The organism is Streptomyces candidus (genome assembly GCF_014207445.1).
Classification (GTDB): domain Bacteria; phylum Actinomycetota; class Actinomycetes; order Streptomycetales; family Streptomycetaceae; genus Streptomyces; species Streptomyces candidus.
Map to the genome: position 1 here is coordinate 238,458 of NZ_JACHEM010000007.1, position 13,760 is coordinate 252,217.

A 13,760-nucleotide genomic window follows, 5' to 3' on the forward strand; every position below is an offset into this window, starting at 1 on the left:
GCCAGGACCGGTCGGCCACGCGGCGCGGCGACGACGCTGCTGCCCGCATCACCCGCGACGACGCCGACCCGCACCCGCCCGCCGAGCAGCCAGAGCACCGCCGTGCCCGGCCCCCGCCGTCCCGCTCCCGCGCCGGCGGGCGACGAGGAGGACGGCACCTCCGGCGACGACGGCCGACGCCCCGGCACCGGTCCAGCCCAGTGCGCCGAGCGGCGCCGACGAGGGCCCGACGGCTGAGGTGCCCCCGGCCACTCCGGCGGACGGAGAAGCGGCCGGTACCGGCGCGACCGGGTCGAGACTGCCGACCGGAGCGGCCCGGCCGACGGCCGAGAAACCCCAGTCCAGCAGGGAGCGCATCTCGGTGTACACGTGGTCGTGCCGGTGCGTCTGCGGGTTCATCACCGTCACCAGCAAGGTGTGGCCGTCGCGGCGGGCCGCTTCGGCGAGGGTGTTGCCCGCGTTGGTGGTGTAACCGTTCTTCCCGCCGATCAGACCGGGGTACTTCGCGACCCCGCCGATGCCCGACAGCATCCGGTTGGTGTTGGAGATCCCGAACGGCTTGCCCTTGGTACCGGGCCCGCCGGGAAAGTCCGCGTCGGCCGTGGAGCAGTACTCCCTGAACTCCGCGTTCTTCAGTCCGGCACGCAGGAACAACGCCAGGTCGTACGCCGACGAGACCTGCCCAGGGGTGTCGTAACCGTCGGGACTGCGCACCTGGGTGTCCCTCGCGCCGAGCTCCTCGGCCCGCCTCTGCATGTCCGCGACCGTCTTCGGCACCCCACCGTTCAGCGCGGCCAGTACGTGCACCGCGTCGTTCCCCGACCGCAGGAACACGCCCCGCCACAGGTCTGCGGCCTCGTACTGCTGCCCGGGAACGATGCCCACCGCACTGCTCCCGGCGCCCATGCCCCTCAGCTCGTCCTCGGTGACCCGGTGGCGGGTGCCGTGCGGGACGACGGGCAGGACCGTGTCCGCGAAGAGCATCTTCAACGTGCTGGCCGGGGGCAGTGCCCAGTGCGCGTTGGACGCCCCGAGCACCTGGCCGGTGTCCGCGTCCGAGACGATCCACGACAGCGCCGAGATCCCGTGCGGCAGCGCGGGCGCTCCCGCACCGACCTGCGGCCCCGGCCTGCCCAGCAGCTCGCCGCCGGCCGTCGACATCTGCGCCGGCGGCGTCCTGGCCGCGTCGTTCCCGCCCGCCGCCATGGCAGGGGCCCCGGCGACAGCAGTGACAGCAGTGACAGCGGTGGCCGCGGCGGCAGCCAGAACAGCGAGCGCGTGCCGGAGCGAGGGGGAGGTGAAGGGGCGCATCACTCGAACGTAACGCAGCCGGAATATGGGCTTCCGCGCTTCGGCAGTGCCTCGGCAGTGGAATTTCCCACCCCCGGAACAGGGAACGCACAGCCCCGCCAACCCGTCCACCACTCCCCGCCTCACGCGGCGGGCACGGTGCTCAGAACCTGCCGTAGTTCACCTGCCAGGTCGGCAGCCCCATCCGGCGCCACAGTGCGACCACCCTGTCCCGGTCGTCCAGCGAGACGCGCACCGCGTACCGCCGCCGCACATGCGCGTCGAAGAGCTCCGCCTTGACGACGTCGTCACGCCGCTGGTCACGCGCCGGCCGCATCCACAACTCGTCGTACGGCACGTCGTGCCGCGCCAGCCACTCCTCGGTCTGCTCCCGGAACTCCTCGCCGCGCCCCGACAGCAGAACGAGCACGTCCCCGTGGGCCTGCCGGAACGCGTACAGGGCGTCCCGCACGGACGGGTTCAGCACGTCGAGCCCGCAGCGGGTGAAGTCGTAGGGCCCGCGGTCGCCGGTCAGTGCGAGCGTGCCGTCGATGTCGCACATCACGGCCGACGGCAACGACTGATCGGCAACGTAGGGCGCCACCTCGGGCTGGTCGTTGAACCACGCGTCGGTGAGCCGCCAGCCGCCCTTGGTGGCCTTGCGGTGCTTGTCGTCCAGGATGCGGATGATGTCCTCGCCGACCGGATTCGCGCGCGCGGCGTCCCTGCGTACGCACTCCTCCACGGACACCTGCGTGAAGTCGTGGACCACGAATACGGCCTGCCCCGCCACCGCCGCCTTGAGTCGCTTCGGGATGTGCTGCGTCAGATGCGTGTTGTCGACGACGACGTCGAAACCGCCGTCCACGGCCGCCCGTACCGCCGCGTCCTGCACGGCGAGCACGGTCTGCTCACGCGCGAAGGAACGTGCACGCCCCTCCGGGGTCTCCTCCCGCTCACGTGCAGAGGGCAGGTCGAGCATGGCCCGCAGGTCATCCAGGTTGACGCGCCGCATCCGGCCCTCGGAACCGGCCTGGAGAGCGCGGGCGGCGGTGGTCTTGCCGGACGCCGGAAGGCCGGTCATCACATGTACTACGGGCATGGTTCAGCTGTCCTCATCGGTCTGGTACGGGTCGGCGGCGACCGGCTTCAGAGACCGCCACACCAGCAGGTCGGTCGGCCTTCCCGCCAGCCGCTGGAACATCGCGGCGCGCATCGTGCGGTCGCCCAACTCCTCTACGGCCCGGGCGAACGCGGCCCGCTCGCCGCCGAGAGGAGCGATCGTCGCATACGTCTCGTCGATGCCCCTCTCCCGCTCGGCCAGCGCCCGCTCCAGGCGGCCGGTCACCCCGCGCACCCACGCGTCGAACTCGTCCGGCACCTGCTCCAGCAGATCGTCCAACGGACTGGTCCCCGTCGCCTCCGCGACCGAGCACCCGACCGCCTGCGCCACCAGCTTCGGCGGACGGTCCTGGAAGCGCCGAATCCCGTGCCCGCGCCAGATGTCGCGCTCGGTGACACCGGTCAGTACCTTGTGCAGGCGCACGTACTCCGCGATCTTCACCTTGGCGCGCAGACCGGAGGCGAACCGGACGACGAAGCCCTCCGCGTCGGTACCGGTGGCGGTACCACCACCGGGCAGCCTGTTCGCCGTGCTCATCTCCACCAGTTCGGCAAGAGACATCGCCGGGCCTCGCCCGACGACCGAACCTATCGGCTGCCACTGTCGCGCGACATCGGCGAGCGGGACCTCCGCACCGTCGGCACCGTACGCGGCGAGCAGGACGAGGTCGCGCCGGTCCCCGTAGTTCACGACGATGCGGTTCTCCGGGTAGAGGATCTCCGCGAGGTACGTCGTCCCCGGCATCAGCCCGCCCGTGTCCCGGCTCGCGAGCAACCGGCCTGCCCACAGCGCCTGTTCGCTGACGAACGACCCCTTGGACGCCACGTGCCAGCGACCCGCGTAGTGGAAGACGATGCCGAGGCTGCCGTCGACCTTGTCGTACACCTCGAAGGGCTCGTCGGGCAGCGCCGGCGCGTACGGACGGTCCAGCCCGTGCTCGGCCGCGTTGAAGAACTTCGGCAGCGGCAGCGCCACCACCTCCCCGCTCCCGTTGTCGACCACCAGCCCCCTGCAACGCGTGGTCACCGCGCTCCACGCCTGTTCGTACTGACAGGACCGGGTGTACGCGTAGATCGACAACGGCAGCTCGGGATGCGTCCTGCGCGAGACAAGGCCGACGTCGACAGCCTCGGCGAGGTCGTCGGAGCGCATGAGGTGTTCGAGAGGGATACGGAGGGGAATCATGTGTTTTCTCCTGGCTGATTCTCCTCATCCTGCCGCGAACAACAGTGCCAACGGAAACGATTAACCGACGTAACGGCAGCTCGGGGCGGGTCCGCAGGAGTGGGCGGCGACAGAGCCGGGCGGTCCGCTCGCGCCGCCGCCGCAGGAGCCCTGCCGACGCGTTCCACGTCCTGCCCGACGGGTCAACGCAGGCCGTGGCGAGGCTCATCCCTCCCGGTCGTAGCGCTGGACGAGTTCTGCGGCCAGCAACGCGGCGGCCCTGGCCACCAGTGGGTTGTCGGCCGGTGCGTCCTCCTGCTGCTTGGTCGTCAGGACGGCCATCACGAGGGGCGTGCCGTCGGGCCGCCAGGCGATGCCCGTGTCGTTGTTGCTTCCGTACCGTCCGCCACCGGTCTTGTCGGCGAGGATCCAGTCGGCGGGAAGACCGGCCCGGAAGCGGTCGCCGCTGGTGGTGTTGGCGAGCAGCCAGCCGGTGAGCCGTTCCCGGTCCTCGGGTTCGAGCGCGTCACCGAGCGCGAGGTGTGCGTAGGTCCGGGCGATGGCGTGAGGAGTGGTGGTGTCGCTCACGCGCCACGGTTCCGCCGAGTTGAGCTCGGGCTCCCACCGGTCGAGCCGGGTCCTGCCGTCCCCGATCGAGCGACAGAACCGTGTGATCGCGGACGGACCTCCCAGCTCACGGAGCAGCAGGTTTCCCGCGGTGTTGTCGCTGTAGCAGATGGTCGCTTCGCACAGTTGAGCGACGGTCATGCCGTTCCGGAGATTCTCGGCGGTGCCGGTACGGGGGGAGTAGCCCGAGTTCGCCACGTCCTCTGCGGTGTACCGGATGCGCCGGGCAAGGAATTCTCCGTCGCGGTCGAGGTCGCGCAGCACGGCCGCGGCGGCGATCGTCTTGAACAGTGAGCACATCGGGAAGCGTTCGTCCGCGCGGTACGCCACCACCCTGCCTGTGCGCATGTTGCGGGCGAACACGCCCAAGCGGGCGTCGTGCTCCTTCTCAAGCTTCCTCAGCCGCGCAGTGATGCGGTCCCCGGCCGGTGCGGCGTGCGCCGTTCCGCCGAGTGACAGGGTGGCGGAGAGGGCCGTAGCGGAGCCGAGAGCGAGTGCGGTGCGGCGGGACGGACGCGATCCTGCGGTGCGCAAGGTGTTCCCCTTTCGGAGGTGGGCATGTTTGTGCGGAGTGCGCGACGTACATCAACACACGGGCAGACGTGACGGATTCGCGGCCGACGCGCCACCGGTCATGCCGCGCCCCTCCGCCGACTTCTCGTCACCGTCTCCCGTTTCACACACGAATACCTGAGTACCCGTACTCACTCGGACGCCGGTGCGGGGTCGGCAGTTCCGATGCTGCGGATCTTGAGCAGGCGGCCAGGCAGGGGCAGCGGCCTCGACTCACGACCCGCTCCGGGACGTTGTGGTTTCTCACCACTACGCCGGCATACATCGGCGCGGCAGCGAAGTTCTCCGCAACTGCCCGGCTACGCCATTGACAGCCGCCCGGCGGCCTTATCCGCACGTGGAGTTGAGGGACGTGCATGCGCCGACCGGGGCTTGTGCTGTGCCTGCCCGGAGGCGGGGCGGTCCGGCTGGCGTACGTCGTCGTCCGACCGTTCGGCGTGCACGTGGTGACGCGATTCGTGAACCCGCGCCGAGCCCCCGTTCGCTCACGTGGCATCCCCGGCGATGCGGGGCCAGGCGGCTTCGCGCAGCAGGCGCAGGCCGTTGAGGCCGACGATGACGGTGGACCCTTCGTGTCCGGCGACGCCGAGCGGCAGGGGGAGAGTGCCGATCAGGTCCCAGAGGACCAGGGCGGTGATGAACGTCCCGGCGATGGCCAGGTTCTGGATGACGAGGCGCCGCGCGGTGCGGGAGAGCTGCACGATCGCGGGAATGGCGGCGAGTTCGTCGCGCACGACGACGGCGTCGGCGGTCTCCAGTGCGAGGTCGGAGCCGGCCCTGCCCATCGCGATCCCGGAGTGGGCGGCGGCCAGCGCGGGGGCGTCGTTGACGCCGTCGCCGACGACCAGCACCCTGCGTCCGTCGGCCTCCCACTCCTTCACCGCCGCCACCTTGTCCTGGGGCAGCAGCCCGGCGCGGACGTCGGTGATGCCCACCTCGGCGGCCAGGTGGCGGGCGGCACGTTCGTTGTCGCCGGTGAGCAGGACGGGGGTGCGACCGGTCAGTTCGGTGAGCGCGGCGACGGTCGCCCGTGCGTCGGGCCTCAGCCGGTCCGCGATACCCAGCACCCCCACGACGGTGCCGTCCCGGAGTACGGCCACCGTGGTGCGCCCGGCGCTCTCCAGGTCGGCCACCGCCCTGTGGTGCGGTTGCTGAGCGGCGGGATTCAGCAGCCGTGTGGGGGAGCCGACCTGGACGGTGTGGCCCTCGATGGTGGCGGTGACGCCCTCGCCGGGAACGGAGGAGAAATCAACGGCCTCGTGCAGGAGCAGTCCGCGCTCGCGGGCGGCGTCCACGACGGCTCGTGCCAGGGGGTGTTCGCTGGGGTGCTCGGCGCCGGCGGCCAGGGCCAGCAAGGCGGTCTCGTCCAGGTCCGTGCCGGGCAGGGGGCGGATGTCGGTGACGTGCGGGGTGCCCTCGGTGAGGGTGCCGGTCTTGTCGAGAGCGACCATGTCGACCTGGCCGAGGCGCTCCATGACCACGGCGGACTTGGCCAGGACGCCGTGCCGTCCGGCATTGGCGATGGCCGACAGCAGCGGCGGCATGGTGGACAGCACGACCGCGCACGGCGAGGCCACGATCATGAATGTCATGGCCCGCAGCAGTGCGGACTGGAGCTCGTCACCGAAGGCGAGAGGGACGGTGAAGACGGCGAGGGTCGCGAGGACCATGCCGATCGAGTACCGCTGCTCGATCTTCTCGATGAACAGCTGGGTGGGAGCCTTGGTCTCGGAGGCTTCCTCGACCATCTTGACGATCCGGGCGATCACCGAGTCCGACGGGTCGCGCTCGACGCGCACCCGCAGGGCGCCGGTGCCGTTCACGGTGCCGGCGAACACCTCGTCGCCCGTTCGCCTGGCCACCGGGAGCGGCTCGCCGGTGATGGTGGCCTGGTCGACGTCGCTCGTGCCGTCGAGGACCTGACCGTCGGCACCGACCCGTTCGCCGGGGCGGACCAGGATGGTGTCGCCGACCGCGAGGTGAGCGGTGTCGACGCTCTCCTCCGTGCCGTCGGGCAGCAGCCGCGTCGCGGTGGTGGGAGCGAGGTCGAGCAGACCACGTACGGAATCCGCGGTGCGGGCGGTGGCTACGGCTTCCAGCGCGCCGGAGGTGGCAAAGATGACGATCAGTAGCGCACCGTCGAGGACCTGGCCGATCGCAGCCGCGCCGAGAGCGGCCACCACCATGAGCAGGTCCACGTCCAGGGTCTTGTCCTTGAGCGCTTTCAGGCCTTCCCATCCCGGTTCCCAGCCGCCGCTGAGGTAGGTGGCGGCGAACAGCGTGCCCGACAGCCACGCAGGCCCGCCGAGCAGGTGGACGGGGAGTGCGAGGAGGAAGAGCACCAGGGCCGCCAGCGCCCAGCGGGCTTCCGGCAGCGCCAGCAGGCGCGTCCGGCGCCGCGGCGCCGCCGACCGCGACGCAGCGGCGGGCGGCGCGGCCCGCTGATCCAGAACAGAAGACATGACAAAACAACCCTTCAGGGGCGAACCGGGGGTGACACCCTCACCATACAGGAATACATGAACAGGTCTTCATGTGTCATCGGTATGATGGTTCCATGGGTCACGGAACCGGCACCACCAGCAACGCCACCACCCGCGAGCGCCTCGACGCCGTGGGTACCGCCGACGTCGCGGCGACCCTCCAGGCCCTCGCCACCCCGTCCCGGCTGCACATCCTGGCCCGCCTCCAGGAAGGCCCCTGCTCGGTGGGCGATCTCGCCGAGGCGGTCGGCATGGAAGCCTCCGCCTGCTCGCATCAGTTGCGCCTGCTGCGCAATCTCGGCCTGGTCACCGGCGAGCGTCACGGCCGGTCGATCGTCTACGCCCTGTACGACAGCCACGTCGCCGAACTCCTCGACCAGGCGCTCTACCATGTCGAACACCTGCGACTCGGCGTCCGCGACGCCCCTGCCAGCGTCTCCGAACCGGCTGCCGCCGGGCAGTAACGACGGCCTCTGGACCGCCCGTGACGGGTGACCTATCGTCTGCCGGGGTGTGCCGGTAAGTCTGGTCGGCGTGACGAAGGACCACGTCCCGGAATGGAGCGCACCATGAAGAGCGACCTCACCATCAAACTCGCCCGAGTACGGCGAACGGTCTGGGCGCGGCACGCCAGCCCCTGGAGCGCGTGGTCGCGTTGGGCCACCACTCCGCTGGTACTGCTGCCGGTATGGACCCGCCGCTGGCCGCACGCGGCAGCGACGACGGCATGGTTCGCGCTCAATCCGGTGGTTTTCCCGGAACCGCCGGATGATCGGGCCTGGTCGACCCGGGCGATTCTCGGTGAGGAGCAGTGGATTGCGGACCGGCCGAAGGACCTGGCCCTGGTGGTCAACGCTTCGGCCGCGGCTGCCTCCGTCGTCGCGGTGGCTGCTGCCTACCGTCGTCGGCCGGTCGCCGCCGCATCGGCAACCGGCGCACAGATGGCTCTTACCCTGGTGTACTGGGAATTGATGACCCGTTACCTCGGACGCCGGCAACGCTCGGCCCGGTAAGGACAACCGTTCATGGCCGCTGTGCCAGACCGCGCCAGCACGACAGCCCGACAAGCGAGGGGAAGCCGGAACCACCCATGAACGCCGAACAGCCCCCAGCCGTCGCCGCCCCCGACCTGTACGACCGGTCCGGCAAGCGCTACTCCCTCGACGATCCCCGCTGGCGGGGCGAGGACGGCGGCCCCCTGTCCGTCGGTGCAACGCCGGGCCTGCGTCCCGAGCAGATCGACACTGCGGAAAGGTCCCTGTGGCGCTACCACGCGGTGCTGCCCGTCCCGACCGCCCGCCGGGTGAGCCTGGGCGAAGGGTGTACACCGATGATTCCGGTCGACTGGGCCGGCCGACGCGTCCACTTCAAGCTGGAGTGGTTCAACCCGACCTCCAGCTTCAAGGACCGGGGCGTATCGGTGATGATGTCCCACCTCGCGGCGCACGGCGTCGAGCGCGTCCTGGAGGACAGTTCGGGCAACGGCGGCTCCGCGGTGGCCGCCTACGCCGCAGCGGCCGGTGTCCGCGCCAAGATCATCGTTCCGGCCGCCACCTCTGCGGCCAAGATCCTTCAGACCCGCGCCCACGGAGCCGAGATCGAGGTCGTGAGCGGTACCCGCGAGGAAGTCTCGGACGAGGCGATCCGGCAGTCGGCGCACATCCCTTACGCCAGTCACAACTGGCACCCCATGTTCATCCAGGGCACCAAGACCGTCGCCTACGAGATGTGGGAGTCCCTCGGCTTCACCGCGCCGGACAACGTAGTCCTCGTCGCCGGGGCCGGCAGCAACGTCATCGGCTGCGACCTCGCGTTCGGCGAACTGCTCGACGCCGGACAGATCGACAGGCGTCCGCGCCTGTTCGTCGGACAGCCCGAGCACTGGGCGACCATCGCCGACACGTTGAACGGCATCGACCCGGCCGCCCGCGGCGAGCGGAAGCCGACGATCGCGGAGGGCGCTTCCATCTCACACCCGGTCCGACTGCCCGAGGCGGTGGAGGCCATCCGCCGCTCCGGCGGCGCCGCCTGTGCCGTCCCCGAGTCGGGGATCTACGCCGCGGTCCGCGCCCTGAGCGCGCGCGGACTGTACGCGGAGCCGACCAGCAGCGTCGCCGCGGCGGCCCTCGACCACTTCCTCGCGACCGGAGAGATCGCTCCGGACGAGACGACCGTGGTCGTGCTCACCGGCGCGGGGCTGAAGTCCGCCGAGAAGATGGCCGCGGTGTTCGCCGGGCAGGGGGACGCCGCTCAGGGATAGAGCAGCACAGGGCGAGTCCGGTACACGTGTGTCCTTCGGGGGTGGCCGTAGCCGAGCCGCGCTTCCCGCAACGCAACGAGGGTCCATGACGTGGCGTCACCGAAACCGGCGGCCGGCCGCTCCCTGAGCCCGACGCTGACGTCAAGGGTGGTGCTGACGCCCCGGGTACGCGCCGTGATCCGTCCGGCGCCGCTGCCCGTCAGCGACTTCACGGTGAAGGAGCCCTGCCCGTCGTCGGTGACGGAGAAGAGCGAGCGGTCGTACTCCAGCGATACGTCCTGCGGTTCGACCGGCGCGCTTGCGGAGTGGGCGTCGAGTCCGACGATGCCGAAGGTGCCGGAGGCCATGGCGTTCGCGAGTACCACGCGCCGGGTGGTGGCTTGGATGCCGACGAGCGGGTGGAGCACCGTGAGGTGCGTACCGCCACCGACGGACCCGCGCTCGGCCCGAACCTCCGTGGTGCCCGTAGAGCGTGCGGTGAAGACGCCGTGGCTGTCGACCCGGCCCACCGTGGGACGCACGGTCCGCCAGTGCGGAGCGCCGTTGGCGGGGCCGTAGGTCTCGTCGTGTCCGGCGGCCGTCAGCCGACGGGACAGCCCGGGGAAGACCCGCTCGGGGCGGCCGCCCCTGAGGGGGCCGACGGCCGGGGCGGTGTCGGCGCGCATACGGGGTTCGACCCAGAAACCCTTGAGGCGCCCGCTGCCGTCCGGCGCGGTGAGGGCGATGCCGTTGGGGACGGCGCGTTCCCGCCCGTCGGAGGGGCTGTTCTCCACCCGTAGTCTGTCGCTGCCCGGCGCGAGGGCCACCAGCGTGGAGGAGCCTCCGCCGTCCAGGTTGAGCGCGTTGTACGCGCCGGCCTCTTTCATCAGCAGGCCCAGCTTGGTCAGGGTGGCGCCGGCACTGGCGGCCTGCCTGCCGTCGACGGTCATGAGCTGCATCATGGAGCCGTCGCGGGAGAACCCGACCGCGGTTCGGGGCGCGGCGGTGTTGTTGCCCCTGCCCTCATGGACCTGTGCCTCCCCGTCCACGACCAGTAGTTCACGTCCGCCGACGGCGGTGCGCGGCAACGTTCCGGAGTCGGTACGCGTCCGGTACTCCAGGGTGACCGGGTCACCGGGGCGCAGCGCGGCGAGCTCCGCAGCGCCCGCTTCCCTGCCCACCAGGACTGTGGTGCCGTCGGCGATCGCCCCGCTGCCGGGACGCTCCGTCACGGAGACGACCCGTCCCCCTCGTACGGCGGCCTCGGCGACCGGGGTCGCGCGGTCCACGGTGAGTGCCCTGTCGGCCGTCCCCCAACCCGCCGTGTACGCGCCGATGCCACCGGGGGGCACATTGGCCGCGTTGTACGCGTCCAGCGCGCGGGGTCCGCCGGGGAGGGTCACGCTCCCCTCGAAGAACAGCCGCAGGAGGCGTCCCGCGGTCCCGGGACCGATACCGACGGCCTGATTGGCGCCCGCCGCCGGGGAGTTGACCAACTGGCCTTCCTTGATACCGGGGCCCTGGGGAGCCCCGGTCTCGCGGATGTCGAAGAAGTCGGCGTTGACGGCGGCGACGGTACGGCGACCGGGCCCGGGGTCGTGCCGGGAGGCCAGGTCGGAGACCTTGCGGCGCTCCGAGACCCTGCCCGAAGAGAGGTGGTCGGCCCGCGCGGCACCGGCGCCGAGGTCGACGGAGAGCATGTCCAGGCGCAGTCGCTTGCCCGATTCGAGCCGGTCGTACGAGGTCAACCGGACACCGGGGGCCACCGGCCGGGAGGCACGCGCCGTCTCGACGCCGTCGGCCGCGGCGAGGAGTCGCCCCTGTACGGCGGTTCCCCGCCCCAGGGGGCCCGCGTTCCCGGGTGGCGGCGCGACCGGCCGCAGCGTCCCGACGACGGTGCCGGGCCCGGGGCCAGGGGAGGAAGCGGCGGGGGACGGGGGAACCGCGCCCATGGTGAGAACGGCGACGGCCGCGAACACCACGTGGCCGCGCCCAGCGACACCAGGGCCCACAATTTCTCCTGAGAGTCGACGAGAACGCAACGCATGGGTCGGCGGCCGCCGGTCCTTGCCGGCCGTTGCACCCACCAATGAACCAGGAGTTGCGGCAAGCGCCGGGTAGAACACGCGGTGGCCGTAAAGGTCGTCCCGCTCGCGATTCGAAGCTCTCTGTCCGGCTTTCCCCGGGCCGGCAGGCGCTCTCTGCCGCCCCAACGGCTGCTCAACGAGATGATCATGAAAGGCGCGTTCTCGATCGAGCGGAATGCCGCAGGACAGGGGAGAGGAACGGAGGGATGATTACAGAAGACCGCTTCTGTGTCGTAAGCGCCGAAGGGGCACTTACGAGGTCACTCATAAGGACGGTGCGCTGGCTGTCCGGAGGATCGGCGGGTCGCGTGATAGAGGAGTTGTCATGCAAGGCAGCGATGTTCCGCAATGGCAGCAGCCCCCGGTTCCGCCCCGCCGGAAAAGCTGGTTCAGTCGCCACAAGATCATGACCGCGGTGCTGGCGATCGTGGGAATCGTCGTAGTCATCGTTGTTGCGTCAACAGGCGGCGGTGGGGGCAGCGAGGAGGCCGTGAAGCCCACTCCGACGATCTCAGGCTCATCCGAAACTTCGGAGAACGCATCGAAGACCCCCAAGGAAGGGCCCGGCCTCGGGGACCCCGTCCGAGACGGGAAGTTCGAGTTCACCGTCATCAAGATCGAAGACGGCGTCCGTAACATCGGAGGCAGCGACTTCGGCCAGGAGGCGCAGGGCCAGTTCATTCTCGTGCACGTGAAGGTGGAGAACATAGGGGAAGAAGCTCAGACCTTCGACGGCGGCAGCCAGAAGCTGATCGACTCCGACGGCAAGGAGTACAGCGCGGATACCTCTGCCGGCATTTACCTGGACGACAGCAAGTCATTCCTGGAGCAGATAAATCCGGGGAACTCGGTGACCGGCGTGATCGTGTACGACGTACCCAAGTCGGTGAAACCGCAAAGCATCGAGCTGCATGATGCGTTCATGAGTGGCGGAACGTCCGTAGAGCTTCGCTGAGAGGTCGTTCCGGGCGGAGGTGCGCACCCGAACAGGACTTCAGGATCGCCCGGCTTCCTCCGGCCCGCCGCGACGAGCCGCTCGACGACCTCCCAAGCGGGACCGCGGCCACGTCGGCCCTCGGTTCATCGATCCGCCCCGTTGTTTCCCGTAAAGGACGCCGTGTCCGCGGCGGCTTCCGGAGCGAGTGCGAGGTCGACCGGCGTTCGCACCGGCCCTTCCGTGCACAGCGACGCGTCGCACAACCCGAACAGCGCGTCGTCCCGTGCTGTGCTCGGAGGTGCTCCCACGCCGGGCGGCGGTAGAGCCCGACGGTCACGCCGTGACTCATCCGACGTGACGCAGGCGCCCGCGTCACCTCGGCACGGACAACAACGCCGTCCCCGCCGGCACCGGCAAGCCGTCCCGTCACCTCGGCGCGTGCAGTGTCGCCTCTCCCGTGACCGCGATGCCGACCCGCTCGCCGGGCCGGGCCGGGCCGGGATCGGGCCCGGGGCCCGTACCGTCAGGGACTCGTCGAGGCCGTCGACCGAGACGGCCAGCAGCGCGTCGTGACCGAGGAAGCGCACGTCCGTCACCGTGCCCTTGGCGGCCGCGGTGCCGGCGGCGGTGACCTGGAGCTGCTCCGGGCGGAGCAGGACCGTGCCCGACGTGAGCCCCTGCGGCGCGGCGCCGAGAGGGATGGAGCCCAGGGCGGTGCGGACGGTGTCCTGCTCGGCGTCGCCGGGCAGGAAGACCGCGTCGCCGACGAAGGAGGCCACCCACGGGTCGGCCGGCCGCCGGTACAGCTCCTCCGGCGCTGCGCACTGGGCGACCCGGCCCTCGCGGACCACGGCGACCAGGTCGGCGGTGGACAGCGCCTCCTGCTGGTCGTGGGTGACCAGGACCGCCGTCGGGACCGGGCATCCATCTGTGGTTCGTGGAGGCGCTCGTCTGCATCCTGCTGACGATGACGCTGCTGCTCGCCATCCCGGCCTTCGACCGGACGGAGCGCCGCTTCCCGTACGGCCTTCCGCTCGCCCTCGCCGGCCTCGGCCTGCTCACCCGCTACGAGCTGACCGGGCTGCCCGACCGTACCCACGCCGGGGTTCGTCGAATCCGTCAGACGCGGGCAAGCCTCGCTGCACCGAAGGACACGTCGAAGCAGTCGCACCGGATGCTGACGCTCTGGTAGGCGAGCCAGTCGCGGCCGGCAGGTACCCCTGCGAGGCCCTGGGCG

General features: G+C 70.8%; 12 protein-coding genes. 5 read left to right on the plus strand and 7 right to left on the minus strand.

Annotated features, from left to right (window positions below):
- Window positions 1-48: 48 nt before the first annotated feature.
- The 5 genes from HNQ79_RS16090 to HNQ79_RS16110 form a co-directional block, all read right to left on the minus strand.
- Window positions 49-1,311: a D-alanyl-D-alanine carboxypeptidase family protein gene (locus tag HNQ79_RS16090; RefSeq protein WP_185031546.1), complete on the minus strand. Its 1,263-nt coding sequence runs from the start codon at window positions 1,309-1,311 to the stop codon at window positions 49-51.
- Between the two features lie 142 nt (window positions 1,312-1,453).
- Complete coding sequence (locus HNQ79_RS16095) at window positions 1,454-2,392, minus strand: phosphatase domain-containing protein (RefSeq protein WP_185031548.1); 939 nt, start codon at window positions 2,390-2,392, stop codon at window positions 1,454-1,456.
- A gap of 3 nt (window positions 2,393-2,395) precedes the next feature.
- Window positions 2,396-3,598 (minus strand): RNA ligase, encoded by a 1,203-nt coding sequence (locus HNQ79_RS16100; protein WP_185031550.1) that lies wholly within the window; start codon window positions 3,596-3,598, stop codon window positions 2,396-2,398.
- A 204-nt stretch (window positions 3,599-3,802) separates the two neighbouring features.
- Window positions 3,803-4,738 carry a class A beta-lactamase gene (gene bla / locus HNQ79_RS16105; protein ID WP_185031552.1) on the minus strand — a complete coding sequence of 312 codons (936 nt, stop codon included), beginning with the start codon at window positions 4,736-4,738 and terminating at the stop codon, window positions 3,803-3,805.
- Between the two features lie 524 nt (window positions 4,739-5,262).
- The gene (locus HNQ79_RS16110; RefSeq protein WP_185031554.1) at window positions 5,263-7,239 is read right to left on the minus strand and encodes a heavy metal translocating P-type ATPase; all 1,977 of its coding nucleotides are present in this window, start codon (window positions 7,237-7,239) and stop codon (window positions 5,263-5,265) included.
- 95 nt (window positions 7,240-7,334) lie between these two features.
- Here HNQ79_RS16110 and HNQ79_RS16115 point away from each other — a divergent pair, with 95 nt between their 5' ends.
- The 3 genes from HNQ79_RS16115 to HNQ79_RS16125 all read left to right on the plus strand — a co-directional run bounded on the left by HNQ79_RS16115 (window position 7,335) and on the right by HNQ79_RS16125 (window position 9,520).
- A complete protein-coding gene (locus HNQ79_RS16115) occupies window positions 7,335-7,724 on the plus strand; it encodes an ArsR/SmtB family transcription factor (RefSeq protein WP_185031556.1) in 390 nt (129 codons plus the stop codon).
- 105 nt (window positions 7,725-7,829) lie between these two features.
- On the plus strand, window positions 7,830-8,273 hold the full coding sequence (locus tag HNQ79_RS16120; protein ID WP_185031558.1) for a DUF6653 family protein: 444 nt from the start codon (window positions 7,830-7,832) through the stop codon (window positions 8,271-8,273).
- Window positions 8,274-8,350: 77 nt separating this feature from the next.
- The gene (locus HNQ79_RS16125) at window positions 8,351-9,520 is read left to right on the plus strand and encodes a threonine synthase (RefSeq protein ID WP_185031561.1); all 1,170 of its coding nucleotides are present in this window, start codon (window positions 8,351-8,353) and stop codon (window positions 9,518-9,520) included.
- On the opposite strand, the gene HNQ79_RS16130 is transcribed toward HNQ79_RS16125, so the two are convergent.
- Window positions 9,511-11,511, minus strand: coding sequence for a phosphodiester glycosidase family protein (locus HNQ79_RS16130; RefSeq protein ID WP_308437356.1), 2,001 nt, complete (start codon window positions 11,509-11,511; stop codon window positions 9,511-9,513). The two genes, HNQ79_RS16125 and HNQ79_RS16130, sit on opposite strands and share 10 nt — an antisense overlap.
- Before the next feature lie 400 nt (window positions 11,512-11,911).
- Between HNQ79_RS16130 and HNQ79_RS16135 the strand changes: the two genes are divergently transcribed.
- A complete protein-coding gene (locus tag HNQ79_RS16135; protein ID WP_185031563.1) occupies window positions 11,912-12,541 on the plus strand; it encodes a DUF4352 domain-containing protein in 630 nt (209 codons plus the stop codon).
- Window positions 12,542-12,666: 125 nt separating this feature from the next.
- On the opposite strand, the gene HNQ79_RS33760 is transcribed toward HNQ79_RS16135, so the two are convergent.
- The gene (locus tag HNQ79_RS33760; protein WP_229923631.1) at window positions 12,667-13,374 is read right to left on the minus strand and encodes a TOBE domain-containing protein; all 708 of its coding nucleotides are present in this window, start codon (window positions 13,372-13,374) and stop codon (window positions 12,667-12,669) included.
- Between the two features lie 116 nt (window positions 13,375-13,490).
- On the opposite strand from HNQ79_RS33760, the gene HNQ79_RS33765 reads away from it, so the two are divergent.
- On the plus strand, window positions 13,491-13,715 hold the full coding sequence (locus HNQ79_RS33765; RefSeq protein WP_260421655.1) for a hypothetical protein: 225 nt from the start codon (window positions 13,491-13,493) through the stop codon (window positions 13,713-13,715).
- Window positions 13,716-13,760: the final 45 nt, after the last annotated feature.